This is a genomic window from Bradyrhizobium sp. BRP20 (assembly GCF_020194215.1).
GTDB classification, from domain to species: domain Bacteria; phylum Pseudomonadota; class Alphaproteobacteria; order Rhizobiales; family Xanthobacteraceae; genus Bradyrhizobium; species Bradyrhizobium yuanmingense.
Genome location: NZ_JADYVY010000036.1, coordinates 1 through 22,694 on the forward strand (window position 1 = coordinate 1; position 22,694 = coordinate 22,694).

24 protein-coding genes and 1 tRNA gene are annotated in these 22,694 nt (G+C 64.8%); 14 read left to right on the plus strand and 11 right to left on the minus strand.

Annotation, left to right across the window (positions count from 1 at the left end):
- The coding region (locus I6F33_RS36735; protein WP_225114987.1) for an invasion associated locus B family protein at positions 1 to 698 on the plus strand (698 nt) is incomplete at its 5' end.
- 74 nt (positions 699 to 772) lie between these two features.
- On the opposite strand, the gene hspQ is transcribed toward I6F33_RS36735, so the two are convergent.
- Positions 773 to 1,105: a heat shock protein HspQ gene (hspQ, locus tag I6F33_RS36740; protein ID WP_024341905.1), complete on the minus strand. Its 333-nt coding sequence runs from the start codon at positions 1,103 to 1,105 to the stop codon at positions 773 to 775.
- Between the two features lie 106 nt (positions 1,106 to 1,211).
- On the opposite strand from hspQ, the gene I6F33_RS36745 reads away from it, so the two are divergent.
- Complete coding sequence (locus I6F33_RS36745; RefSeq protein WP_036012489.1) at positions 1,212 to 2,165, plus strand: AEC family transporter; 954 nt, start codon at positions 1,212 to 1,214, stop codon at positions 2,163 to 2,165.
- A gap of 227 nt (positions 2,166 to 2,392) precedes the next feature.
- Here I6F33_RS36745 and I6F33_RS36750 read toward each other — a convergent pair whose 3' ends face one another.
- The gene (locus I6F33_RS36750; RefSeq protein ID WP_225145715.1) at positions 2,393 to 3,577 is read right to left on the minus strand and encodes a UbiH/UbiF family hydroxylase; all 1,185 of its coding nucleotides are present in this window, start codon (positions 3,575 to 3,577) and stop codon (positions 2,393 to 2,395) included.
- Positions 3,578 to 3,706: 129 nt separating this feature from the next.
- On the opposite strand from I6F33_RS36750, the gene pcsA reads away from it, so the two are divergent.
- The 3 genes from pcsA (at position 3,707) to I6F33_RS36765 (ending at position 6,226) form a co-directional block, all read left to right on the plus strand.
- The gene (pcsA, locus tag I6F33_RS36755; protein WP_225145716.1) at positions 3,707 to 4,444 is read left to right on the plus strand and encodes a phosphatidylcholine synthase; all 738 of its coding nucleotides are present in this window, start codon (positions 3,707 to 3,709) and stop codon (positions 4,442 to 4,444) included.
- Complete coding sequence (locus tag I6F33_RS36760) at positions 4,441 to 5,166, plus strand: TerC family protein (RefSeq protein WP_225145717.1); 726 nt, start codon at positions 4,441 to 4,443, stop codon at positions 5,164 to 5,166. Before pcsA ends, I6F33_RS36760 begins: the two co-directional genes overlap by 4 nt.
- An 85-nt stretch (positions 5,167 to 5,251) precedes the next feature.
- Entirely contained in the window at positions 5,252 to 6,226 is a 975-nt protein-coding gene (locus I6F33_RS36765; RefSeq protein WP_036012480.1) for a quinone oxidoreductase, read from the plus strand.
- Position 6,227: 1 nt separating this feature from the next.
- On the opposite strand, the gene I6F33_RS36770 is transcribed toward I6F33_RS36765, so the two are convergent.
- The 3 genes from I6F33_RS36770 to I6F33_RS36780 form a co-directional block, all read right to left on the minus strand.
- A tRNA-Arg gene (locus tag I6F33_RS36770) sits at positions 6,228 to 6,303 on the minus strand.
- A gap of 116 nt (positions 6,304 to 6,419) precedes the next feature.
- Complete coding sequence (locus I6F33_RS36775; RefSeq protein WP_225143714.1) at positions 6,420 to 7,610, minus strand: acetylornithine transaminase; 1,191 nt, start codon at positions 7,608 to 7,610, stop codon at positions 6,420 to 6,422.
- Between the two features lie 184 nt (positions 7,611 to 7,794).
- Positions 7,795 to 7,962, minus strand: a complete 168-nt coding sequence (locus tag I6F33_RS36780; RefSeq protein ID WP_225145718.1) for a hypothetical protein — start codon at positions 7,960 to 7,962, stop codon at positions 7,795 to 7,797.
- Positions 7,963 to 8,232: 270 nt separating this feature from the next.
- On the opposite strand from I6F33_RS36780, the gene I6F33_RS36785 reads away from it, so the two are divergent.
- The gene (locus tag I6F33_RS36785) at positions 8,233 to 9,174 is read left to right on the plus strand and encodes a hypothetical protein (RefSeq protein WP_225145719.1); all 942 of its coding nucleotides are present in this window, start codon (positions 8,233 to 8,235) and stop codon (positions 9,172 to 9,174) included.
- A gap of 100 nt (positions 9,175 to 9,274) precedes the next feature.
- Here the strand turns inward: I6F33_RS36785 and rimO are convergent, their stop codons facing one another.
- Positions 9,275 to 10,594 carry a 30S ribosomal protein S12 methylthiotransferase RimO gene (gene rimO / locus I6F33_RS36790; RefSeq protein ID WP_225145720.1) on the minus strand — a complete coding sequence of 440 codons (1,320 nt, stop codon included), beginning with the start codon at positions 10,592 to 10,594 and terminating at the stop codon, positions 9,275 to 9,277.
- Positions 10,595 to 10,874: 280 nt separating this feature from the next.
- Between rimO and I6F33_RS36795 the strand changes: the two genes are divergently transcribed.
- The 6 genes from I6F33_RS36795 (at position 10,875) to I6F33_RS36820 (ending at position 17,545) form a co-directional block, all read left to right on the plus strand.
- Complete coding sequence (locus I6F33_RS36795; RefSeq protein WP_036028100.1) at positions 10,875 to 11,438, plus strand: hypothetical protein; 564 nt, start codon at positions 10,875 to 10,877, stop codon at positions 11,436 to 11,438.
- A 247-nt stretch (positions 11,439 to 11,685) separates the two neighbouring features.
- Positions 11,686 to 12,276 (plus strand): ANTAR domain-containing response regulator, encoded by a 591-nt coding sequence (locus tag I6F33_RS36800; RefSeq protein WP_036012463.1) that lies wholly within the window; start codon positions 11,686 to 11,688, stop codon positions 12,274 to 12,276.
- Positions 12,273 to 13,436: a CmpA/NrtA family ABC transporter substrate-binding protein gene (locus tag I6F33_RS36805; RefSeq protein ID WP_225145721.1), complete on the plus strand. Its 1,164-nt coding sequence runs from the start codon at positions 12,273 to 12,275 to the stop codon at positions 13,434 to 13,436. The genes I6F33_RS36800 and I6F33_RS36805 overlap by 4 nt, the downstream gene beginning before the upstream one ends.
- 334 nt (positions 13,437 to 13,770) lie before the next feature.
- On the plus strand, positions 13,771 to 15,555 hold the full coding sequence (locus tag I6F33_RS36810) for a NirA family protein (protein ID WP_225145722.1): 1,785 nt from the start codon (positions 13,771 to 13,773) through the stop codon (positions 15,553 to 15,555).
- Positions 15,552 to 17,168 carry a sulfite reductase subunit alpha gene (locus I6F33_RS36815; protein WP_036012449.1) on the plus strand — a complete coding sequence of 539 codons (1,617 nt, stop codon included), beginning with the start codon at positions 15,552 to 15,554 and terminating at the stop codon, positions 17,166 to 17,168. Before I6F33_RS36810 ends, I6F33_RS36815 begins: the two co-directional genes overlap by 4 nt.
- Before the next feature lie 224 nt (positions 17,169 to 17,392).
- A complete protein-coding gene (locus tag I6F33_RS36820) occupies positions 17,393 to 17,545 on the plus strand; it encodes a hypothetical protein (RefSeq protein ID WP_036028094.1) in 153 nt (50 codons plus the stop codon).
- A gap of 108 nt (positions 17,546 to 17,653) precedes the next feature.
- Here I6F33_RS36820 and I6F33_RS36825 read toward each other — a convergent pair whose 3' ends face one another.
- Genes I6F33_RS36825 through I6F33_RS36835 form a run of 3 tightly spaced genes read right to left on the minus strand, consistent with a single transcriptional unit; the run spans position 17,654 to position 20,222 of the window.
- A complete protein-coding gene (locus I6F33_RS36825; protein ID WP_225145723.1) occupies positions 17,654 to 18,424 on the minus strand; it encodes a LamB/YcsF family protein in 771 nt (256 codons plus the stop codon).
- Between the two features lie 32 nt (positions 18,425 to 18,456).
- Positions 18,457 to 19,494 (minus strand): biotin-dependent carboxyltransferase family protein, encoded by a 1,038-nt coding sequence (locus I6F33_RS36830; protein ID WP_225145724.1) that lies wholly within the window; start codon positions 19,492 to 19,494, stop codon positions 18,457 to 18,459.
- Positions 19,491 to 20,222 carry an allophanate hydrolase subunit 1 gene (locus I6F33_RS36835; protein ID WP_036012438.1) on the minus strand — a complete coding sequence of 244 codons (732 nt, stop codon included), beginning with the start codon at positions 20,220 to 20,222 and terminating at the stop codon, positions 19,491 to 19,493. The genes I6F33_RS36830 and I6F33_RS36835 overlap by 4 nt, the downstream gene beginning before the upstream one ends.
- A 255-nt stretch (positions 20,223 to 20,477) precedes the next feature.
- Here I6F33_RS36835 and I6F33_RS36840 point away from each other — a divergent pair, with 255 nt between their 5' ends.
- A complete protein-coding gene (locus I6F33_RS36840) occupies positions 20,478 to 21,176 on the plus strand; it encodes a ribonuclease activity regulator RraA (protein WP_036012452.1) in 699 nt (232 codons plus the stop codon).
- Positions 21,177 to 21,199: 23 nt separating this feature from the next.
- Positions 21,200 to 21,604 (plus strand): cupin domain-containing protein, encoded by a 405-nt coding sequence (locus tag I6F33_RS36845; protein ID WP_036012436.1) that lies wholly within the window; start codon positions 21,200 to 21,202, stop codon positions 21,602 to 21,604.
- A gap of 139 nt (positions 21,605 to 21,743) precedes the next feature.
- Here I6F33_RS36845 and I6F33_RS36850 read toward each other — a convergent pair whose 3' ends face one another.
- Together I6F33_RS36850 and I6F33_RS36855 are read right to left on the minus strand one after the other, a co-directional pair.
- Positions 21,744 to 22,100, minus strand: a complete 357-nt coding sequence (locus I6F33_RS36850; RefSeq protein ID WP_225115000.1) for a hypothetical protein — start codon at positions 22,098 to 22,100, stop codon at positions 21,744 to 21,746.
- A gap of 178 nt (positions 22,101 to 22,278) precedes the next feature.
- On the minus strand, positions 22,279 to 22,694 hold a 416-nt coding region (locus I6F33_RS36855; RefSeq protein WP_225145725.1), incomplete at its 5' end, for a DUF2147 domain-containing protein.

Below are 22,694 nucleotides of genomic sequence, written 5' to 3' on the forward strand. Positions count from 1 at the left end.
CGCCCAAGGCCTCCCCGGCCCCGGCTCCGAAGGCGGCTGCTCCCAAGGCAGCTCCCAAGGCTCCGGCGCCCGCAGCATCCCCGCAGGCTCCCCCGCAGCAAGGCGCCCCGCAACAGGGCGCAGCCCAGCCCGCCGATCAGCAGATCCAGCTGATCTATGCGCCCTGGACCAAGTTCTGCCTCAAGGGCCAGGACGCCAATGCCAAGCAGGTCTGCTTCACCGGCAAGGACGGCCGCATCGAATCGGGCCAGCCGGTCATCGCGGCCGTGATCATCGAGCCGGAAGGCGAGCCCAAGAAGATCCTGCGCGTGACGCTGCCGCTCGGCATGCAGCTCGTGCACGGCACCCGCATCATCGTCGACAGCAACGCGCCGCTGCAGCAGCCCTATGTGATCTGCTTCCAGAACGGCTGCATGTCCGACTACGAGGCCACGCCCGAGCTCATCAACAACATGAAGAAGGGCCAGAATCTCGTTGTCCAGGCGATCAATGCCAACGGCGCGCCGCTGACGCTGCCGCTGCCGCTCGCCGGCGAATTCCAGAAGGCCTATGACGGTCCGCCGACCGATCCGAAGGTGTTCGAGGAAACCCAGAAGAAGCTGCAGGAAGAGCTGCAGAAGAAGGCCGAAGAGCAGCGCAAGAAGCTCGAGCAGCAGGGTGGTGGCGCACCGGGCGCGGCTCCGACCGGTCAGAAGTAATCGGGAGCAAATCCCGGACGTGAAAAAGGCGCTCGGTTCGAGCGCCTTTTTTGCTGGCCGACGATCGGCGACGATCAGTTCAGCGAGGGATTGCGCGGGCGATAGCCGCCGGCCTTGTCCTTGACGAAGATCTCGGCGACCTGGGAATGCCGGACCGGCTCGCCGGAATCGTCCGGCAACAGGTTCTGCTCAGAGACATAGGCGACGTATTCGGATTCCGCGTTCTCCGCGAGCAGGTGATAGAACGGCTGGTCCTTGTGGGGCCGCACTTCCTCGGGAATCGACAACCACCATTCCTCGGTGTTGTTGAATTCCGGATCGATGTCGAAAATCACCCCCCGGAACGAGAAGATCCGGTGGCGAACGACCTGTCCGATCTGGAATTTGGCGGTCCGCGCTTTAATCATCCCCCGTCGATAGACCAGGATTGTGGCCGATGCTAGTGCCCTCAGCTGGAATTAACCTTCGTCTCCGGGGCGGATAGCCCCCAAGCCTTCAGAAAAAACTTCAGCAATGGTCGATATCCTCAATCTGGCGCTGCCTTATTTCGGCTTGATCTTCGTCGGTTTCGCTTGCGGGAAGGTCAAGTCCATCCCGGAATCGGGGCTCGCCTGGATGAACTTCTTCCTGCTCTACGTGTCGCTGCCGGCGCTGCTGTTCGCGATCATGTCGAAGACGCCGTTTTCGGAATTGAATAACCCGCCGTTCCTGGTGGCGACGACGCTCTCGACCGTCGCGGCATTCACGCTGGCGCTGGTGGTCGGCAAGCTATTCGGACGGCTGACGCTGCGCGAAGCGACGCTCGCGGGCCTCTCCGGCGGCTACGGCAATATCGGCTATATGGGCCCGGGCCTCGCACTTGCGGTGCTGGGGCCGAAGGCGGCTGCGCCGACCGCGCTGATCTTCTGCTGCGACAGCATCTTCCTGTTCACGATCGTGCCGCTCTTGATCGAGCTTTCCGACCGCGACCATCCCTCGCTCGTCCATGCTTTCGGCGTCGTGCTGAAGCAGATCGTGCTCAATCCGCTGATCATGTCGGCTTGCTTCGGCGCGGCGGTGGCGGCGCTGCATATCGAGCTGCCGGTCGCGCTCGACCGCACCATCACCTTCCTGCAGAACGCGGCCGCGCCGACCGCGCTGTTCGTGCTCGGCGTGACCGTGGCGCTCCGCCCGTTCGATCGGGTGCCGTGGGAGGTGCCGGGCGTGATCGCGGTCAAGCTGCTGATCCATCCGCTCGCGGCGTTCGCCCTGATGCTGGCGTTCGGCCCGTTCGCGCAGCCCTGGGCCGCCACCGCCGTGCTGATGGCCGCGCTGCCGCCGGCGCTCAACGTGTTCGTCATCGCCCGGCAGAACGATGCCTGGATCGAGTCCGCCTCCGTCGCGGTGCTGCTCGGGACCTTCGCCTCGGTGGTCACGCTGACCAGCGTGATGTGGGCGATCCAGACGGGACGGTTGGCGTTTCCTTGATGGTGATGAGATTGGCTTGATCTCTTCCGCGGGCCGGTGCACTCCCTCTCCCGCTTGCGGGAGAGGGTCGGGGAGAGGGCTCTCTCCGCGTCGGGATTGTCGAGAGTGCAGAAAAAATCCCGTCGCGGAGAGAGCCCCCACCCGGCGCTTCGCGCCGACCTCCCCCGCAAGCGGGAGAGATTGCACCGAGCCAGCGGTGAAGTCGTCCAACCTAACGCGCTTCGGAGCTACCTGCGCCAGGTCGGCGTCAGGCCTTCGCGCATGGCGAAGCGCCGGAGCGGGCCGATGGCGCCGAGGAGGTGCATGCCGACGGCGCGGACGGGCTGGAGCGGCAGGAAGTCGTTGAGCAAGGAGCGGTTGGCGATGTCGATCGCAAAGGTACGGCTCAAGATGTCCGGACGCCGCGCGCGGTCATAGCGCTTGAGCACATCGTCGGCGCCGGGATCCTGTCCCGCGGCGATGGCCTCGCCCGCGAGCCGGGCAATGTCGGCGGCATCGCGCAGGCCGAGATTGAGGCCCTGGGCGCCGATCGGCGGCACCACATGGGCGGCTTCGCCGACCAGCGCGATACGGTCGCGGCCGAAGCATTTCGGACGCTCGATCGCGAGCGGGAACAGGTTGCGGCCAGGCTCCACATTCATCCGTCCCAGGATCGAATGCGACTGTTTCTCGATCGCCGCCGACAGCGCCTCGTCGCTCAAGCCGCGCAGCCGTTCAGCCTCCGCAGGCGCTGCGACCCAGACGATGCTGGAGCGGTCGCCGGGCAGGGGCACGAACACGCAAGGCCCGTGCGGCGTGTGGAACTCGGTCGAGACGTTGCGATGCGGCCGGGCATGGCTGACGTTGAAGGTCAGCGCAGTCTGGTTCAGCTCGTGCCGCGTCACGGCGATGCCAGCAGCCTCGCGGCACAGCGAGTGCCGGCCGTCGGCGCCGACCACGAGGCGCGCCGAGAGAAACTGTCCGGACGCCGTGCGCAGCGCGACGTCGTCGGCCTCGATGACGACGCTTTCGGCCTCGTCGTCGAAGCGGACGAGATTGGGCAGCTCGGCCGCGCGCGCTTCCAGCGCCAGCATCAGCGAGCGGTTGTCGATGTTGTAGCCAAACGCATCGAGGCCGATTTCGTGACAGGAGAAGCGCACCTCGGGGCTGCGGAACAGCCGGCCGGTGTCGTCGACGAGGCGCATGACGTCCAACGCAGCCGCCTTATCCCTGCAGCGCGACCAGACGTCGAGGCCTTCCAATAGATCGATGGAGGCGCCGAGCAATGCGGTGGTGCGATTGTCGGCATAGGGAACGCGGCGCGCCACCAGTGCGGTCCGGGCACCCGCCTGCGCCAGGGCGATCGCCGCGGCAAGGCCGGCAGGTCCGCCGCCGATCACGGCCGCGTCATGGAGTGTCGATGCGTCTATCATGGAACGACATTTGACACGCCAGGCGGCAAATTCAAGCCCACCTATATTTCCCTGATTTTATGACGAATTTTGCGATCGTGCGCCGCAATGGCGGATGTGCAAACCGGTCGCATTCTGATAGCAGAAGCCATGGATATTCAGCAGGATTCCCTGAAGCCGAGACCGGTGATCCGCGCCGCAGCCTTCTCGGTGCACATCTTCACCGCCTTCGGCGCGGCAATCGCGCTCCTGGCGATGCTGGAGGCCGTGCGCGAGCACTGGGCGGCGATGTTTCAATGGCTGGGCGTCGCCCTGATCATCGACGCGATCGACGGGCCGATCGCGCGGCGGCTCGACGTCAAGAACGTGCAGCCGAACTGGTCGGGCGACGTGCTCGATCTCGTGGTCGACTTCTGCACCTATGTCTTCGTGCCGGCCTATGCGATCGTCGCGAGCGGCATGCTGCTGCCGGTAGCGGCTCCCTTGCTGGGCATCGCCATCATCGTCACCAGTGCACTGTATTTCGCCGACCAGCGCATGAAGGCCGACGACAATCATTTCCGCGGCTTCCCGGCGCTTTGGAACGCGGCCGCGTTCTATCTGTTCCTGCTGCATTGGCCGCCGCTGTGGGCGACGCTGCTGGTCGCCGCGCTGGTCGTGCTGACGTTCGTGCCTTTCCATGTGCTGCACCCTGTCAGAGTGGTGCGGCTGCGCTGGCTGACGATGTCGCTGATCGCGGTCTGGGCGCTGCTCGCCTTCTACACGCTGCAAATGGATTTTCGCGTCGGCACCGGGGTGACCATCGTGCTCTGCGCCATCGCGCTCTGGATCAGCTTCAGCGATGCCTTGATCCGGTTGGCGAAATCCCTGGCGAGATTATCGGCGTGATGGAGCTGCTGACCAGCCCGGAAGCCTGGGCCGCGCTGCTCACCTTGACGGCGCTCGAGATCGTGCTCGGCATTGACAACGTCATCTTCATCTCGGTGCTCGTCTCGCGCCTTCCCGAGAAACCGGCGCAGCGCGCCCGCCAGATCGGGCTTGCGCTGGCACTGGTCTTTCGCCTCATCCTGCTCAGTCTCCTGGTCTGGCTGATCGGCCTGACCGCTCCGGTGCTCTCGATTCAGGGCTATGCTTTTTCCTGGCGCGATCTCATCCTGATCGGCGGCGGCCTCTTCCTGATCGCCAAGGCCACACATGAGATTCACGGCGAGGTCGAATCCGATCACGACGCGAGCGAGAAGGACTCCACAAGCAGCGCCTTCTTCTGGGTGATCGTCCAGATCGTGATCATCGACATCGTGTTCTCGCTGGACTCGATCATCACTGCGATCGGCATGGCCGAGGACATCAAGATCATGATCGCGGCGGTCGTGATCGCATGCGCGGTCATGTACGTTTCGGCGGGTCCGGTGGCGCGATTCGTCGCGGAGCATCCGACCACCAAGATGCTGGCACTGGCCTTCCTGGTGTTGATCGGCGTCGCGCTGGTTGCGGACGGATTCCACTTCCACATTCCGCGCGGCTACATCTATTTCGCAATAGCGTTCTCGGCGGCGGTGGAGTTCTTCAACGTGCTGGCCAGGCGCAACCGCCGGAAAGCCGCCAAGTAGTCGCGTTGGGTCGTTCCAGTCGGCGTCGAGTTGACAAGGCGGGCGCGATAGCTTTCGCTCAGCCGCACGAAGAGGAGGTCAGGTGATGACGAAAGCCATCCGTGTGCACAAGGTCGGAGGCCCCGAAGCCCTGGTCTATGAGAGCGTCGACGTGCCGGCGCCCGGGCCCGGCGAGGTGCGCATCCGCCAGCACGCGGTCGGCCTCAACTTCATCGACGTCTATTACCGCACCGGCCTCTACAAGGCGCCGGGGCTGCCCTTCATCGCCGGCAATGAGGCCTCCGGCGAGGTGGTCGCGGTCGGGCCAGGCGTGACGAATTTTCATCCCGGCGACCGCGTCGCCTATTACCACAATCTCGGCGCCTATACCGGCGAGCGCAACATCCCCTGGGAGAAGCTGGTCAAACTGCCCGATCACATCACCTACGAGCAGGGTGCCGTGCTGATGTTGAAGGGGCTGACGGTCTGGTATCTCCTGCACAAGACCTTCAAGGTCGAGCCGCATCATCGCGTGCTGGTCCACGCCGCCGCCGGCGGCATCGGCCTGCTCGCCTGCCAGTGGGCGAGGGCGCTTGGCGCGCATGTCATCGGCACCGTCGGCTCGCGCGAGAAGGCCGAGCTTGCGGAGGCCAATGGCTGCGATCACGTCATCCTCTACAACGAGGAGGATTTCGTTGCGCGCGTGAAGCAGATCAGCCGTAACGAGGGCTGCGACGTCGTCTATGACGGCGTCGGCAAGGCGACGTTCCCGGGCTCGCTGTCCTGCCTGAAGCCGCGCGGCATGTTCGTCTCGTTCGGCAATGCGTCGGGCCCCGTGCCACCGTTCGCGATCGCCGAGCTCAACAATCACGGCTCGCTGTTCGCGACGCGGCCGAAGCTCAACGATTATGTCGGCACGCGCAAGGAACTGCTCGAAGGTGCCGACACCCTGTTCGCCGCGGTCATCAACGGCAAGCTGCACGTGCCGATCAACCACGCCTACGCGCTCAAGGACGCCGCCAAGGCGCATATCGATCTCGAAAGCCGCAAGACCACGGGGGCTTCGATCTTGAAGCCGTAGATGGTGGTCCCGCGAGGAGTCGAACCTCGAACCTCCGCGCCCGCAACGCGGTGCTCTGTCCATTGAGCTACGGAACCCTACCACCTTCGAACTGGCTGTCGTAGGGTGGGGCAAAGGCGTAACGCGCCGTGCCCACCAATTCGCAACGACAGTTTGAATGGAGGGCACGCTTCGCTTTGCCCACCCTACAGCACTACGCGACGCGTCTTGCCGCGCCGGCCTTGGTCAAGATCGCGTCGAGACATTCGATCATCTCGGCGATCTCGCTCCTCGTGACGTTCAGCGCCGGCATGAAGCGCAAGCTGTCGAGCTGTGGGGCATTCAGCAGCACGCCGGCTTCGAACGCCTGTGCGACGATGCCCGGTGCGATCGGCAGCTTGAGGTCGAGCGCGAGCAACAGGCCGCGTCCTCGCACGCCGCCGAGGCCATGCCGGGCCGAAATCTTCTGCAGCTCGCTTTCGAGCAAGAGGCCGGTCTCGGCCACCTGCTTCAGGAAGTCGGGCTTCTTGATCTCCTCAAGCACCGCAAGGCCTGCCGCGCACATGATCGGGTTGCCGTTGAACGTGCCGCCCTGGTCGCCGTGCTCGAAGCATGAGGCGCGTTCGGTCGCGAGCAGGGCTGCGAGCGGCACGCCGCCGCCGATGCCCTTGCCGAGCGTCATGATGTCGGGCGCAATCCCCGTATGCTCATAGTGGAAGAGCTTTCCGGTCCGGCCCATGCCGGTCTGGATTTCGTCGAAAATGAGCAAGAGGCCGTGCGCCTCGGTCAGCGCGCGCAGCTGCTGCAGGAACTGATCGGTCGCAGGCCACACGCCGGATTCGCCCTGGATCGGCTCGAGCATCACGGCGACGGTGTTGGCGTTGATCAGCTTTTCCACCGAGGCGATGTCGTTCAGCTTCGCCTTCTTGAAGCCCGCGACCTTCGGCTCGAACAGCGGCTCGAACGCCTTCTTGCCCGAAGCCGACATCGTCGCCAGCGTCCGGCCGTGGAAGCCGCCTTCGAAGCTGATGATCTCGAACGCGCCGCCTTTGTGCAGGCTGCCGTATTTGCGCGCGAGCTTGATCGCACCCTCGTTGGCTTCCGCGCCCGAATTGGCAAAGAACACCTGGTCGAACGCGCTGTTCTCGACCAGCGCCTGCGCCAGCTTCAGGCTCGGCTCGTTGTAGAAGGCCGGGCTCGGCGTCAGCAGCCGCTTGGCCTGAGCTGCGAGCGCATCGGCGATCGCGGGCGGGGAATGGCCGAGGCAGTTCACGGCCCAGCCCTGCACGAAGTCGAGATAGCGCTTGCGGCTGTCGTCCCAGAGGTAGGAGCCGGCGCCGCGGACGAACACGGTCTTTGGCCGTGCGGTGATGTCCATCAGCGCGTCATACGGATGCGTGGTCATGTCGTACTCCAGGGGTGGAAAAAAAGGGCGCAAAAAGCAGAAAGGCCGCACCTTGCGGGTGCGGCCTTTCTCGAAAACTAGCTGAATTCAGTGGTTCAGCGGCGTCCTCGGACATGGCGCACCCTCTCGTCGTCGCGGGAGCGACGGCGGAGCATTTCGGTGCGCTGGTTGGTCCGGGCGTTGATCATGGGGCGGGTCCGTACAGCCGAATGGCAGGACTTGTCAAGCAGGCTTTTTTCAAGATGCACGCCGAGCGTGCATCGGTCAGGTCGAGTGCGCAGCTGTGCAGCGTCTGGTTGACGGTGCTCTGGTGGTAGAAGCGGTAATCGTCGAAGCGCTGCGTGCGCAGCATGTCGCTGCGTGCGCAGCATGTCCGAGAGGCGGCTCATCCTCGTTCCTCGCTCGCGTTGAAAACGCGGGCAGAGTTAGGCCGAGTCCGTGACCGCTACGTGAATGCATTATCGTGTCACATTGCGGTGCGCAGGCCGTCTCGCCGTGTCGCGCCCTGCAGCAACCATCGGGTCGCTGGCGCGTTTGTGATCATGGGATGCGATTTGGTTCGAACCGGCTTCACGTCGGTTCAGACCAAGCAAGACGGGACCAATCAGACCAGTTTTCAGCCTTGTCCGACACGCCTTACCCAATCGACCTCGACAGCATTCGCGGCGCATTTCCGCCCGGGACCGACGCGCCGCCGCTGCTGGTCGATTTCGCCGGCTGGCTCGAGGGGCGTCCCTGGGGCAGCGTCGGCCGCTTCGCCCTGCAAGGCCAGTTCTCCGACTCCGCGCCGATCGTCGACGGCAGTCCCTTGCGCGACAGGTTTTCGCTGTTCATGCGCCTGCCGGACGGCTCGGCCGTCGGCGGCTGGTATGGCGCGGGTCTTGATCGCGACAATCCGCCGATCGTCGGTCTGGGTTCCGAGGGTGATTACGAGCTGCTGGCGCCGAGCCTCGATGCGCTGCTGACGAGGCTGACGTCGCAGCAATTCGACAGGGCCTGGAGCGATCTGAAGCCGCATGACGACGTCGAGCCTCAAACCGTCGAACTTGCGCAATGGCTCGCTGGACAGCCTGTTGGCGAGAAGGCGACGTGCGACGACGGGCCTCCGGAGCTGCCTGATTTCCGCGGCTTCATGGAAAAATGGAGCCGGGACCGCGAGGATTATTGGGCTAACCATCGCATGATGGCCGAACTCGGCTGGCGGCTGGCCGCCCATCTGCCCAAGGGCAAGAATGCCTGGGATAAGACGCGTTTCGAGGTCGCAATCGTCGGCAAGCAATACCAAGCGCGCGTGCTGACGCGCGGACCGCAGCCGTTCGAGGAAGCGGCTTCTATCGAATCCTTGCTGCGCGATCTGCGCGAACAGATGTGGAAGGCTCAGCCTGAGCTCGGGTTATGGTACGCGATGAGGTTCGGACTCTACGCCGACGGCCGCGTCATGCCGAGCTTCGAATACGACGTGCGCCCGACCATCGACGGTGAGCCGGCCCTGCTCACCGAGGCGAAAGCCGATCTCGCCCGCGCTCCACGCCCGGAGCGCTGGGTGCCGAAATGGCTGGCGTGATTGTCTCTACACTGTCATTGCGAGCGCAGCGAAGCAATCCAGACTGTTCCCGCGGAGGGATACTGGATTGCTTCGCTACGCTCGCAATGACGGAACGCGGTCAGAATCCCGCGACGCTGCCGTGCAGATCGTATGCGTCGGCGCGCTCGATCTTCGCCGTGACGATCTCGCCGACGCGCAGCGGGCGGCGGCTCGTCAGGTACACCGCGCCGTCGATCTCCGGCGCATCGGCTTTGGAGCGGCCCTTGGCGACGGTCGGGCCGACCTCGTCGATGATGACCTGCTGGCGCGTGCCGACCTTGCGCTTCAGCCGGCGCGCCGAGATCTTCTGCTGCCGGGCCATCAGCGCGTTGTAGCGCTCCTGCTTGACCTCTTCGGGCACCGGGTTTTCGATCGCGTTCGAGGTGGCGCCGGCGACCGGCTCGTATTTGAAGCAGCCGAGGCGATCGATCTCGGCTTCATCGAGCCAGTCGAGCAGATAGGCGAAGTCGGAATCGGTCTCGCCGGGGAAGCCGACGATGAAGGTCGAGCGCAAGGCGAGATCCGGACATTCCTCGCGCCAGCGCTTGATCCGCGCCAGCGTCTTGTCCTGCGCCGCCGGACGCTTCATCGCCTTCAGCACCTCGGGGCTCGCATGCTGGAACGGGATGTCGAGATAGGGCAGTACCTTGCCCTCGTTCATCAGTGCGATGACCTCGTCGACATGCGGGTAGGGATAGACATATTGCAGCCGGACCCAGGCCCCGAGCTCGCCGAGCTCGCGCGCGAGGTCGAGGAATTTGGCGCGGACCTGGCGGTCCTTCCACGGGCTCTCGGCATATTTGAGATCGACGCCGTAGGCTGAGGTGTCCTGCGAGATCACCAGGAGCTCTTTGACGCCGGCGCCGACGAGGCGCTCGGCCTCGCGCAGCACGTCATCGGCGGGGCGCGAGACGAGGTCGCCGCGCAGCTTCGGAATGATGCAGAAGGTGCAGCGGTTGTTGCAGCCCTCGGAAATCTTCAGATAGGCGTAGTGGCGCGGGGTCAGCTTGATGCCCTGCGGCGGCACCAGGTCGAGATGCGGATTGTGCGCCGGCGGCAGCGCGCGGTGCACGGCGTTCAGCACGCTCTCATATTGCTGCGGGCCGGTGATGGACAGCACGCCCGGATAGGCCTGCTCGATCGCTTCCGGTTCCGCGCCCATGCAGCCGGTCACGATCACCTTGCCGTTCTCGGCCATGGCCTCGCCGATCGCCGAGAGCGATTCCTGCTTGGCGCTGTCGAGGAAGCCACAGGTGTTGACGATGACGATGTCCGCCCCGTCATGCTTGCGGGCGAGCTCATAGCCCTCCGCGCGCAGCCGCGTGATGATGCGCTCGGAATCCACCAAGGCCTTGGGACACCCGAGTGACGTGAATGAAATGCGCGGCGCTCTGTCCATGTAATCGCCTGGAGCCTATCTGAATTGTCTGGATTTGCGATCCAAGTAATTGAACCGATGGCGAAATTCAACAACTAACGTATGCGGCGCGCGGCTAAAGCAGTACGCGCGCGTAGTTGGCGTGATCGGCCAGTCACCAGCGACGGTATTACTGACTGACGGTTCCTGGTCTGGAAGCTCATTCGGATCGAGCGAGTGGAGGATCCGAGGTGAATTGCTCGAACACGCCCGTTTTGGTTGTTATTCGGTTTCTTGCTTGATTTCACGGAGCTTAACCACGATGCGCCGCTTCATCTTCGGCTTGGCTTTCGTTACCGTTTCCTATGGCGCCATGTTTCCGGCCCGCGCCGAAGTCGACAAGATCATCCATGTCTGCGATCGGCAGGAACGATTGTGTCCGGAATTCAGGCCTCGCGTGAAGGCACCCGACGGGTGGACGAGGGATGAGGCCGCGAGTCTCAAATACGGCGCATCGATGTTCGTTCCCAAAGGGAAGACATTCGGTAAAGCAGAAGCAATCATCTATGCCGAAGGCCGCTATAACGAGGACCGCACCGAACTGGTTCAATGGATCGCAACGAGCGATAGCGATTGGGCGACGACATCCGGCAAGAATGCCAAGATCACTACGCTTCCCTCGGTCAACCCCAAGGTCGTCATCAACCGCTACGACAATCCATCCCTGAAGGACCAGCCGGTTGAAGTGATCGCGCATTACGCTGATCTCGACAAGGATGGCAATTCCTACGTCGTGCGGCTAGCAGTCTCCGGCCGCACTGAGGCGGCGGTGCTGGCCGCGGTGCCACTTCTCGACAAGATGATCGTTGGCGCGAAGATTCCGTGAGAGCATGAGTTCTGCTTCGCAGCTGAAGGCTGCGCGAGCGTTTTCTTGCGGGAGGGCGGCATGGAGAGTTTACATTCGTCGTGTCAGGGACACCCGAGCGACCCGAAGCTGACCTTGGGCGCAGCCGTCTGATCCATATCTAATCTGCCTGATTGACCGGCCTGAGCTAGTCCCAATTGCCCATAATTACAACCCTTTGCAGGGCGATCCGGCGTGCTATGGATGAATCAGCTGCCGTGAGTGAGCCATGAGCGCCGAACAGTCGCCCAAAATCGTGATCGTCGACGAAAGCCCGATCCGGGCCGCGATCCTGGAGGAGGGATTGCGCGAGGCCGGGTTTACCCAAGTCGTCCATATCAGCGAGATGCAGAGCCTGCTGGCCCGTATTTATGCGGCGGACCCCGACATCATCGTGATCGATCTCGAAAACCCCAGCCGCGACGTGCTGGAGGCGATGTTCCAGGTCAGCCGCGCGGTGAAGCGGCCGGTCGCCATGTTCGTCGACCAGAGCGATTCAGCCTCGATCCAGGCCTCGGTCGAGGCGGGGGTGTCGGCCTATATCGTCGACGGGCTGAAGAAGGAGCGCATCAAGCCGATCCTCGACCTTTGCGTGTCCCGTTTCAACGCCTTCGCCAAGCTCCAGGAGGAACTGGAGCGCACCAAGTCGCAGCTCGAGGACCGCAAGATCATCGAGCGCGCCAAGGGCATTCTGATGAAGGTGAAGGGCCTGACCGAGGACGAGGCCTATGTGCTGCTGCGCTCCACCGCGATGCGCGAGAAGAAGAAAATCGGCGAGATCGCACAGTCGATCATCACCGCGTCGGAGATGCTGAAATGACCGTTCCCCTCCGCATCGGGTTCATTCCGCTGGTCGATGCCGCCGCGCTGATCGTCGCGGTCGACAAGGGCTTTGCCGCCGCCGAGGGGCTCGAGGTCGAGCTGGTGCGCGAGGTCTCCTGGTCCAACGTCCGCGACAAGCTCAATATCGGCCTGTTCGATGCCGCGCATCTGCTCGCGCCGGTGGCGATCGCGTCCTCGCTCGGCCTCGGTCACGTCAAGGTGCCGATCGTCGCGGCCTTCAATCTCGGCATCAACGGCAATGCCATCACGGTGTCGCCGGCGCTCCATGCCGCGCTGATGGAGGAGATCGACGGCGATCGCTTCGACCCGATGGCGACGGCGAAAGCGCTGGCGAAGGTGGTTGCCAAGCGCCGCAAGGCAGGGGCCGAGCCGCTCACCTTCGGCATGACCTTCCCGTTCTCCACCCACAATTATCAATTGCGGTTCTGGATGGCGGCGGCGGGCGTCGATCCTGACGAGGACGTGCGCCTCGTGGTGCTGCCGCCGCCCTATATGGTCGACAGTCTCAAGAACGGCCATGTCGATGCGTTCTGCGTCGGCGCGCCCTGGAACTCGGTCGCGGTCGATCTCGGCATCGGCCATATCCTGCATTTCGTCGCCGACATTCTGGTCCGTGCGGCGGAGAAGGTGCTGGCAATCCGCCAGACCTGGGCCGACAAGAATCCGGACGTGGTCGCAGCCCTGGTGCGGGCAGCCGTGAAGGCCGCCGAGTTCATCGAGCATCCCGAGAACCGGACCGAGGCGGCGCAGATCCTGGCCCAACCCGAACGGATCGGCGTCGACGCCGAGGTCATCCAACGCACCCTCACCGGGCGCCTGAAGATCTCGCCCGATGGCACCTTCCGCGAAAGCGGCCGCTACCTGCTGGTCGGACGCGAAGGGGCAGGGCGGCCCGATCCGGTCCAGGCCGCCTGGCTCTATGCGCAGATGGTGCGTTGGGGCCAGACGGCGCTCACCCCTGACGGGGTCAAGACGGCGATGGCGGTGTTCAGGCCCGATCTCTACGACGCGGCGCTCGGCAACAGGGCGCCGCTTGAGGCTCCCGCAGCGTTCGGCGCCTTTGCCGGTCCGGCCTTCGACCCCGCCGATATCCGCGGGCATCTCGAGGCCTTCGGGGTCGGGCGCTGGAGGGCCTGATTCGCGGTTGCTTCGCTTTTGAGCATCTAAGATCCTTGGCTAATGTTTGAGCTGGCTGCTCGTATTTCGGGAGAGTTCTCAAGCCAGCAGTTTCCGGGTCACGTACTAATTATCTGAAACTTCATTGGTTTTTATTTCGACCAAGCTGGCACGCAACTTGAATGTTGCGCTGCGGCCAGCTTGTCATAGGTGCCTGCTGAGCCAAGTCCCGCAGCAACGAAGCTGATCGGACCGTGGGTGACGAAGCCGGCTCCTGAGCCAGCCTGACGTTCCTCGCGGGTCGCGCAATCCGTCGAAGCCACCGAAGGTGGCCGCAGGAGCTTCGTTACACACCATGAAAATCGATACGGTCTCAGTCGACTTTACCGACGAGCAGAAACGCTATCTCGAAGGCTTCACGACCGGCCTGCAGATCAGCCGCGTCGGCCGCGGCCTTGGTGGTGTCGGCAGCGGCAAGGCGAATGCCGAGCCTGTGGGTCCCGATGCCGTGCACATCAAGGCGCAGGACAAGGTGATCGCGTCGGGCAAGAAGCTCGCCGATCAGGAGAAGTTCAAGCGCGACGAGCACCCCTTCGACGCCTACCCGCGGCTGCGCCAGCAGGCGCTCGACAACACCCCGCCGAGCCCGGCGGACAATTTCCGCTGGCGCTATTACGGCATCTTCTATGTCGCGCCGACGCAGGACTCCTACATGTGCCGCCTGCGCATCCCGAACGGCATCATGAAGCATTGGCAGCTGTCGGGCCTTGCCGATCTCGCCGACGAGCTCTGCGGCCCCTACAGCCACGTGACGACGCGCGCCAATCTCCAGCTGCGCGAGATCCCGCCGAAGCACGCGATCAGAATGATCGAGGGCATCCAGGAGCTCGGCCTGTGCTCGCGCGGCTCCGGCGCCGACAACATCCGCAACGTGACGGGAACGCCGACCGCCGGCATCGATCCGCAGGAAATCATCGACACGCGGCCCTATGCCCGCGAGTGGCACTACCACATCCTCAACGACCGCTCGCTCTACGGTTTGCCGCGCAAGTTCAACGTCGCCTTCGACGGCGCCGGCCGGATCGCGGTGCTTGAAGAGACCAACGACATCGCCTTCACGGCCTATGAGGTAAAGGACGGTTTCGGCGTCGAGCCCGGCGTCTGGTTCCGGCTCGGCCTCGGCGGCATCACCGGTCACAAAGACTTTGCGAAATATTCCGGCATCATCGTCAAGCCGGAGCAGGCGACCGCCGTCGCCGACGCCATCGTGCGCGTGTTCATCGAGCATGGCGACCGCACCAACCGCAACAAGGCACGGCTTAAATACGTGCTCGACGCAATGGGCCATGACGGCTTCCTCAAGCTGGTCGAGGAGCGGTTGAAGACGCCGTTCACGCGCGTGCCGGAAGAGGCGTTCGCGCCGCGGGCCGCGGCGGACCGCATGGCGCATATCGGCGTGCACAAGCAGAAGCAGGACGGCCTCAACTGGATCGGCGTATCGCTGACACTCGGCAAGCTCACCTCCGATCAGATGCGGGGCCTCGCCAAGGTGGCGCAAGATCTCGGTGACGGCGAGATCCGGCTCACGGTCTGGCAGAACCTGTTGATCTCGGGCGTGCGCGACGCGAATGTCGAGCTCGCCATTGCCGCGATCAAGCAGATCGGGCTCGCGGTCGAGGCCTCGCACATCCGCGCCGGCCTGATCGCCTGCACCGGCAATGCCGGCTGCCGCTTCGCGGCGTCCAATACCAAGCGCAATGCCGCGGAGATCGGTGACTGGTGCGAGCCGCGCGTCGCGATGGACAAGCCGGTGAACATCCACCTGACCGGCTGCCATCATTCCTGCGCGCAGCATTACATCAGCGACATCGGACTGATCGGCGCGCGCGTGCCGATCAATGAGGAGGACACCGTCGAGGGCTATCACCTCTTCACCGGCGGCGGGTTCGGCCCCGACGCCGATGTCGGGCAGGAGGTCTATCACGACCTCAAGGCCGAGGACGCACCGAAGACGGTCGAGGCGCTGCTCAAGGCCTATCTCGCCAATCGCGCCTCGCCCGACGAAACCTTCCTCTCGTTCGCGCGCCGCCATGACGGCGAAACGCTGCGCAAGCTTGCCGATGCACAGGTGTCCGCATGAACCAGATCACGCCTCCGCCGAAACTCGATATCATCCCCGCCAGCGCGCCATTCTCCGACGCGCAACGCTCCTGGCTGAACGGCTTCTTTGCCGGACTGCTCTCGCCTGATGTCGCAACGCCGCTGTCGGCAGAGCAGGGCGCCGCCGTCATGCAGGCCGGTGACGGCGACGACGGCGAAGCGCCGTGGCACGACCAGACAATGCCGATCGCCGAGCGGATGAAGCTTGCCGAAGGCCGTCCCTTGCGCCGCAAGATGATGGCGGCGATGGCACAGCAGGATTGCGGCCAGTGCGGCTACAATTGCCACGATTATTCGGAAGCAATCGCGAGCCGTAGCGAAGCGCGGCTCAATCTGTGCGTCCCCGGCGGCAAGGAAACCGCGCGGATGCTGAAATCGCTGTACGAGGAGCTCGACAAGGCGCCCGCGGCCAAGACCACCGACAAGAGCACCGACAAGGCCGGCGCTCCGGCGCCGGCTGTGACCGTGACGATCGCAGAGCCCGGCCGCTCGCGGGACAATCCGATCCAGGCGACCTTCCTGTCGCGCCGTCTTCTCAACAAGGGCAAGTCGGAGAAGGAGACCTATCACATCGAGTTCGATCTCTCCGAGGGCAAGCTCGACTATGTGGTTGGTGACAGTTTTGGCGTCTTCCCGCGCAACGACGTCGGCCTCGTCGACCAGATCATCGCGCTGCTCGGCGCCTCCCACACGACCAAAGTCAACGGCAAGACGCTGCGCGAGGTGCTGATCGACGACGTCTCGCTGTCGCCGGCGCCCGACACGCTGTTCGAGCTGATCTCCTTCATCACCGGCGGCGCGCAGCGCGAGAAGGCGCGGGCGCTGGCGCAGGGAGAGGATCCCGATGGGGATGCCGCGACGCTCGACGTGATGGCGGCACTGCAGAAGTTTTCCGGCACGCGGCCGCATCCCGAGGCCTTCGTCGAGGCGCTGGAGCCGCTGCAGCCGCGGCTCTACTCGATCTCGTCCTCGCACAATGCGACGCCGGGAAAGCTGTCACTGACGGTGGACTCGGTGCGCTACGTCATCGGCAAGCGCAGGCGGCTCGGCGTCGCCTCGACCTTCCTCGGCGAGCGGATCAACGAAGGCGAGAAGCTCAAGGTCTATGTGCAGAAGGCGCACAATTTCGGCCTGCCGCAAGACCCGAAGACGCCGATCATCATGGTCGGTCCCGGCACCGGCATCGCGCCGTTCCGCGCCTTCCTGTTCGACCGCAAGGCGACCGGCGCGCCCGGCAAGAACTGGCTGTTCTTCGGCCATCAGCGCAGCGATTGCGATTTCTTCTATCAGGACGAGCTCAACGCCATGAAGACCTCTGGGCTTCTGACGCGCCTGTCGCTGGCCTGGTCGCGCGACGGCGAGAAGAAGTTTTACGTGCAGGACCGCATGCGCGAGGTCGGCCGCGAATTGTGGACCTGGCTCGCCGAGGGCGCGCATCTCTACATCTGCGGCGATGCCAAGCGCATGGCCAAGGACGTCGAGCGCGCGCTGGTCGACATCGTCGCGCAGTTCGGGGCACGTTCGACCGATGAAGCCGTCAGCTTCGTCGCCGAGCTGAAGAAGACTGGCCGCTTCCAGGCTGACGTGTACTAGTCGGACGACTCCTCTCGGGGTTGGGCGTCATCCGATTGTCATCCGTCCCGGTTCCAACTGGCTTGGATTCTAACGAATATGATTCTCGGAACCTGCTGGTGAAGAGAATTTGCATCTGCGATGGGGGGCCTCCAGAGAACCCTCATCGCTTTTTCCGCCACCGTCTTGCCTCCCGCCCTGGTTGTTCCTTCATACTCCCGCAAATGGGGCGTTGGAGATCGACCATGCGCGAACTATCGGCGGAAGCCAGGCTGCACTTCTACGCGCGCTCGCTCTCGCGCCGGACCGGGGCGAGCATGCATCACGTTGCGATGTACAGCGCGTTTGCGGTGATCGCGGCGATCGTGTTCGGGACGCTGTCGGTGCATCCGTTTTGATGTGTCTGCGTAGGGTGGGTTAGCCGAAGACGTAACCCACCACTTGTATGGCTGCAGCAGAAGAGGTGGATTACGCTTCGCTAATCCACCCTACGACACCCACCCTGCTCACGCCCCGCGCTTGAACGGCGCCACCTCGATCCCCGCAGCCTTCAACGCCTGACGCACGCCGCGCGCGATCTCGACCGCGCCGGGCGTGTCGCCATGGATGCACACTGTATCCGTGCGCATCTTGATGACCTTGCCTGTGACCGACACCACCGCGCCGTCCTGCACCATGCGTACCACGCGCTCGGCGATCGCCTTGGCGTCGTGCAGCACCGCGCCGGGCTTCTTGCGCGAGACGAGGTTGCCGTCATCCTCATAGGCGCGGTCGGCGAACACCTCGTGCACCATCGGCAGGTTGGCGTCTTCGCCGGCCTTCACCAGCTTCGAATTGGCGAGCACGACGAAGATCAGGCTGGGATCCACCGCCTTGATGCCGGCGGCGATCGCCTTCGCCGTCATGTCGTCCTCGCAGGCGACGTTGGAGAGCGCGCCGTGCGCCTTCACATGGGTGACCTTGTAGCCGGCCGCGGTCGCGATCGCCTGCAACGCGCCGATCTGATAGGCGACGAGGTTCTCGATCTCGGAGGCCTTGAGCCCTGCGATCGGATGCCGGCCGAAGCCGTGCAGGTCGCGATAGCCGGGATGCGCGCCGACCGAGACACCGCGCGCCTTCGCAAGCTCCACCGTCCGGCGCATGATGTCGGGGTCGCCGGCATGGAAGCCGCAGGCGACGTTGACCGAGCTTGCCAGCTCGATCATCGCGGCGTCGTTGCCCATCTCCCACGCGCCAAAACCTTCGCCGAGGTCGCAATTCAGATCGACTGTCTTCATGGGTTGCTCTCCGCCTCTGGTCTTGTTGTCGCTTACGGCTCCGCCGTGACCTGCCACGTCCCGGAATCGACCGCGCTGACCGCATAGCCCGCTACGTTAGCATCGCTGAGCGCCTCGATGTTGAGGGCGACGATGTCGGAGGAGCGCAGACGATCGGGCAGGCTGCGGATCGCTTGCGCGAACTTGCGCGCCTCGTCCTGCGCTTCGGCCATGCTGACCGCCTTGAAGCGGAACGCGGTTCCTGCCGAGGTCTGGGCGAGGCGGCCGATATCGGCCGTGATCACGGTTGCGATCTTCGGATAGCCGCCGGAGGTGCCGCGATCCATCATCAGCGCGATCGGCGCGCCGTTGCCGGGCACCTGGATGCTGCCGTTGACCGTGCCGTCGGAGACGATGTTGTGGCCGTGCAGATGCTTGATCGCGGGGCCCTCGAGGCGGTAGCCCATGCGGTCGGAGGTCGCCGAGATCTTCCATTCGCTGTCCAAGAACAGCGCCTTGTTGGCGTCGTCGAATTCGTCGTCCTGAGGACCCAGCAGCACGCGGATCGGGCCGCTCGCCGGCTTCGGCAGCTCGATGCGCAGCTCCGGTGCGCCGCTGGCGGCATCCACAGTGAACTCGTCACCGGCCTGGAGCGGGCGTGGGTAGGGGCTGCCGAGGCCGGCGCGGGCATTCACGGCGAGACTGCCGAACACTGCCTCGCCCTTGATGGCGCCTTCGATCGCGAGATAGGTGAAGGCGCCGCCGCGGGCAAAGCCGAGCGTCAGCGTCTCGCCATCCTTGAGCGTCACCGAGGTGTCCATCGCGACCGGGCTGCCGGCGATGTCCGCATTGCGCGGCGCGCCCGATATCGCCACGCGCACGGCGCCGTCGCGAGCGGTGAAGGAGGCACCGAACGGGCCGATCTCGATGGCGGCCGCGAACGGCTCGTTGCCGACCAGCGTGTTCGCCGCCGCAAGCGACAGCTGGTCCATCGCTCCGCTCACGGTCAAGCCGTAGCGCTGCGCTCCGTGGCGGCCGCCGTCCTGGACCGAGCTGGCAGGGCCGATGCTGGCAACGACGAGCCGGCTCATGCGTCCACCTGCTCGGCGACGATCTCGCCGGCTTCCGCAGCGCGGTCCATGTCCTCGAATGTCTTGTGGTCGATCGGGTAGAACGTGACGCGGTCACCGGGCTCGGTGAGGAAGGTCGGATTGCGGTGGAGCTGATAGGTTCGCACCGGGGTGCGGCCGAGCAGGTGCCAGCCGCTCGGGGCGGCCAGGCACTGGATGCCGGCCTGGACGCCGCCGATCGAGATCGTGCCTGATGGCGTCAGCAGCCGTGGCGATTGCCGCCGCGACATGTGCAGGAATTTGTCGAGACCGCTGAGATAGGACCAGCCCGGCGTGAAGCCGATCATGGCGACTTTATAATCGCCGCCAGAATGCCTGATGACGATGTCATCGGGCGTGGTGCCCAACGTCTTGGCGACGTCCTCGAGGTCGATGCCGTGCTCGCCGCCATAGGCGACGGGAACGCGCCAGCGGCGCGCTTTGGTGACCGGCGGCAGCGGCCGGGTGGCGATCGGGAGGATCTTTTCGCCCAGCGCCTCAAAGCCGATCTTGCCGGGATCGTAATGGACCAGCAGCGAGCGATAGGTCGGCACCGTCTCGGTGATGCCGTCGATGGGTGTCGCAGCGAGCGCCTTGTCGAGCGCCAACACGCGCTGGTTGGCATCGTCGTCGATGGTGCGGCTGAACTCGACCGTGACGGCACTGTCGCCGCTGGGCAGAAGGCGGGGCGGGGGAAGCGTCGCGGCCATTGAGCTGTCAGAGCGCTGTCGTAATCGGGCTTCTCGGGGATGCGGGCTCGACCTTGAGTTCCGCTTGTCCCTGCTTCGCGTAAATGTGCCCGCAAGTCCAATAAATTAATGCAAGGGGAAGCGATAAAGCCTTGTTATCGCATCGCATAACGGCGCTGCGGCCCTGCGGAATTGCTACTCTTGGCCCTTGACGCAAAGCTCGCGGCTCGCAAGATGCGCGCGTTCTGTCCCGCACCTTGGAGCTCGTTCTCGTCCATGTCGCTGTCCCCCGAAGCCCGCAAGACCCTCGCCGGCATCACCACCGCCACCATCACCACGGTCCTGCTGAAGAAGGGGCTGCGCAATGTGTGGATGCGCGGCGCGCGTCCGTTGCGGCCGGGCCTGCCGCGGCTGGTGGGACCGGCCTTCACGCTGCGCTTCGTGCCGGCGCGCGAGGATCTGGCGACGCCGGAATCCTGGTCGTCGCCGATCTCGACCCGCACCGCGATCGAGGCGATGCCGGAGGGCTGCATCGCCGTGGTCGATGCCATGGGCATCACCGATGCCGGCATCTTCGGCGACATCCTTTGCGCGCGCATGGTCAAGCGCGGCGTCACCGCGCTTGTCACCGACGGCGTGGTGCGTGACGTCGAGGGCGTGCTTGGCACCAATTTGCCGGTTTGGTGCGACGGCTATGCCGCGCCGCCGTCGGTTGCAGGCCTCACTTTCGTCGGCTGGGGCGAACCGATCGGCTGCGGCGGCGTTGCCGTCTTCCCGAACGACATCGTGGTCGCCGACCAGGACGGCTGCGTGCTGATCCCGCAGGCGATGCTCGATCATGTCCTCAATGAGGGCGTCGAGCAGGAGCGGATGGAAGCCTGGATCGTCAACGAGGTGAACAACGGCGCGGTGCTGCCGGGCCTCTATCCCATGAACGCCGAAACCAAGGCGCGCTACGCCGCCAGCAAGAAGTAACGGACAAAGGAACGAGGACCCTCATGGACATCACGCTCGCCGGCACGCGGCCGACCCGCCGCGCGCCGAAGGAACACTTCACCGGCACCGTGTGGCAGGACCCCATCAACATGGCGCCGGCGCCTGCACGGCTGAACGTCTCGCGCGTCGCATTCGAGCCGGGCGCGCGCACCAACTGGCACCACCATCCGCTCGGGCAGACGCTTTACGTGATCTCGGGCGTCGGCCGCGTTCAGACCAAGGGCGGCCCGGTCCAGGAAATCCGTCCCGGCGACACCGTCTGGATTCCGCCGGGTGAAGTGCACTGGCACGGCGCATCGCCGACCAACGGCATGTGCCACATCGCCATGCAGGAAGCGCTCGACGGCGTCTACTCGACCTGGCTGGAGCCGGTCACCGACGCGGAGTATGGCGCGGCGGTGGGCTGACTCTCGTGTCCCGGACAAGACGCATCGTCCAAGGCGATGCGTCGCCGATCCGGGACCCAGATCTTCGACCCACTGAGAGCACTGGGTCCCGGCTCTGCGCGGCAACGCTTCGCGCTGCCGCTTGTCCGGGACACGGCACCTAAATCTTCTCCGCGGTCCACGTGCCCGTGCACATGGCGCCGCGCCAGGTGCCGGAGCCGGACGCGCCGCTGAGCCGGCCGAAGCCAACGGCACGCTTGATGCCGGTGCTCAGGGTGACCTTGATGTTGCCGGCATCGGCGACGCGCCCCGACGCCGTCACTGCGGCGCTGCTCGAGGCGATCTGGCCATTATTGATGCCGATGGAGACCGTCGCGCCGTTGCCGCAGGCCTGGCTTGATGAAGCAATGCGGACGTTCCACGCGCCATCGAACGTGCTTGTCGCAGCGTCGGCCTGCGCGAGCGGGACAGCGATGACGACGGCGGTGGAGAATAGAGCCTTGCGAAACACGTTCATGACACGCCCCTGTGGTTGACCATGCGGGGGACCGTGACACGCGTGCGGAACCGGCGATGTGAGGGCTGTCACGTGCGCAGAAGGCTGTGTGAGCCTGCGCACGCCGGCACGCCAGGGCGCAAAAGCAAAGGACCCGCATCGCGGGCCCCTTGTCTGAGTAAGAACGATCAGGTGGATCTCAGTTCACCCGCGTCCAGGTCTGGCCGCCGCAGAACATGCCGCCGAAGGCGCAGCCCTGCACCCGCAGCCGGTCGGTGCCCTTCATGGCGATCGTCGAATCGTAGGTCGAGCCCGAGTTGGGATCGAGGATGCGGCCCGACCATTTCTGGTCCTTGCCCGCCTTCATGTTGATCAGCACCTGCTCGCCGTTCTGGTTCGACTTGCTGTCGACCGAATAGCCGCAGAGGTTGGTGCCGCATTGCTCGATGCGGACCTTGCCTTCCTTCTCCTCGGTGAGCCAGACGCCGACCGGCGAATTGAGGTCGCGCGTCGGCGCAGTTGCAGGTGCAGGCGGCACTGCGGCCGCCTGAACGCGAGCGGGAGCAGGCGCAGGTGGCGGAGGCGGGGCTGGCGGAGCCGCAGCCACGGCCGGGG

Coding starts and splice junctions, on each gene's coding strand:
- hspQ (WP_024341905.1), bottom strand. CDS start 1,105: ATGATTAAAGCGCGGACCGCCAAATTCCAGATCGGACAGGTCGTTCGC.
- I6F33_RS36745 (WP_036012489.1), top strand. CDS start 1,212: ATGGTCGATATCCTCAATCTGGCGCTGCCTTATTTCGGCTTGATCTTC.
- I6F33_RS36750 (WP_225145715.1), bottom strand. CDS start 3,577: ATGATAGACGCATCGACACTCCATGACGCGGCCGTGATCGGCGGCGGA.
- pcsA (WP_225145716.1), top strand. CDS start 3,707: ATGGATATTCAGCAGGATTCCCTGAAGCCGAGACCGGTGATCCGCGCC.
- I6F33_RS36765 (WP_036012480.1), top strand. CDS start 5,252: ATGACGAAAGCCATCCGTGTGCACAAGGTCGGAGGCCCCGAAGCCCTG.
- I6F33_RS36775 (WP_225143714.1), bottom strand. CDS start 7,610: ATGACCACGCATCCGTATGACGCGCTGATGGACATCACCGCACGGCCA.
- I6F33_RS36780 (WP_225145718.1), bottom strand. CDS start 7,962: ATGCTGCGCACGCAGCGCTTCGACGATTACCGCTTCTACCACCAGAGC.
- rimO (WP_225145720.1), bottom strand. CDS start 10,594: ATGGACAGAGCGCCGCGCATTTCATTCACGTCACTCGGGTGTCCCAAG.
- I6F33_RS36795 (WP_036028100.1), top strand. CDS start 10,875: ATGCGCCGCTTCATCTTCGGCTTGGCTTTCGTTACCGTTTCCTATGGC.
- I6F33_RS36800 (WP_036012463.1), top strand. CDS start 11,686: ATGAGCGCCGAACAGTCGCCCAAAATCGTGATCGTCGACGAAAGCCCG.
- I6F33_RS36805 (WP_225145721.1), top strand. CDS start 12,273: ATGACCGTTCCCCTCCGCATCGGGTTCATTCCGCTGGTCGATGCCGCC.
- I6F33_RS36810 (WP_225145722.1), top strand. CDS start 13,771: ATGAAAATCGATACGGTCTCAGTCGACTTTACCGACGAGCAGAAACGC.
- I6F33_RS36815 (WP_036012449.1), top strand. CDS start 15,552: ATGAACCAGATCACGCCTCCGCCGAAACTCGATATCATCCCCGCCAGC.
- I6F33_RS36820 (WP_036028094.1), top strand. CDS start 17,393: ATGCGCGAACTATCGGCGGAAGCCAGGCTGCACTTCTACGCGCGCTCG.
- I6F33_RS36825 (WP_225145723.1), bottom strand. CDS start 18,424: ATGAAGACAGTCGATCTGAATTGCGACCTCGGCGAAGGTTTTGGCGCG.
- I6F33_RS36830 (WP_225145724.1), bottom strand. CDS start 19,494: ATGAGCCGGCTCGTCGTTGCCAGCATCGGCCCTGCCAGCTCGGTCCAG.
- I6F33_RS36835 (WP_036012438.1), bottom strand. CDS start 20,222: ATGGCCGCGACGCTTCCCCCGCCCCGCCTTCTGCCCAGCGGCGACAGT.
- I6F33_RS36840 (WP_036012452.1), top strand. CDS start 20,478: ATGTCGCTGTCCCCCGAAGCCCGCAAGACCCTCGCCGGCATCACCACC.
- I6F33_RS36845 (WP_036012436.1), top strand. CDS start 21,200: ATGGACATCACGCTCGCCGGCACGCGGCCGACCCGCCGCGCGCCGAAG.
- I6F33_RS36850 (WP_225115000.1), bottom strand. CDS start 22,100: ATGAACGTGTTTCGCAAGGCTCTATTCTCCACCGCCGTCGTCATCGCT.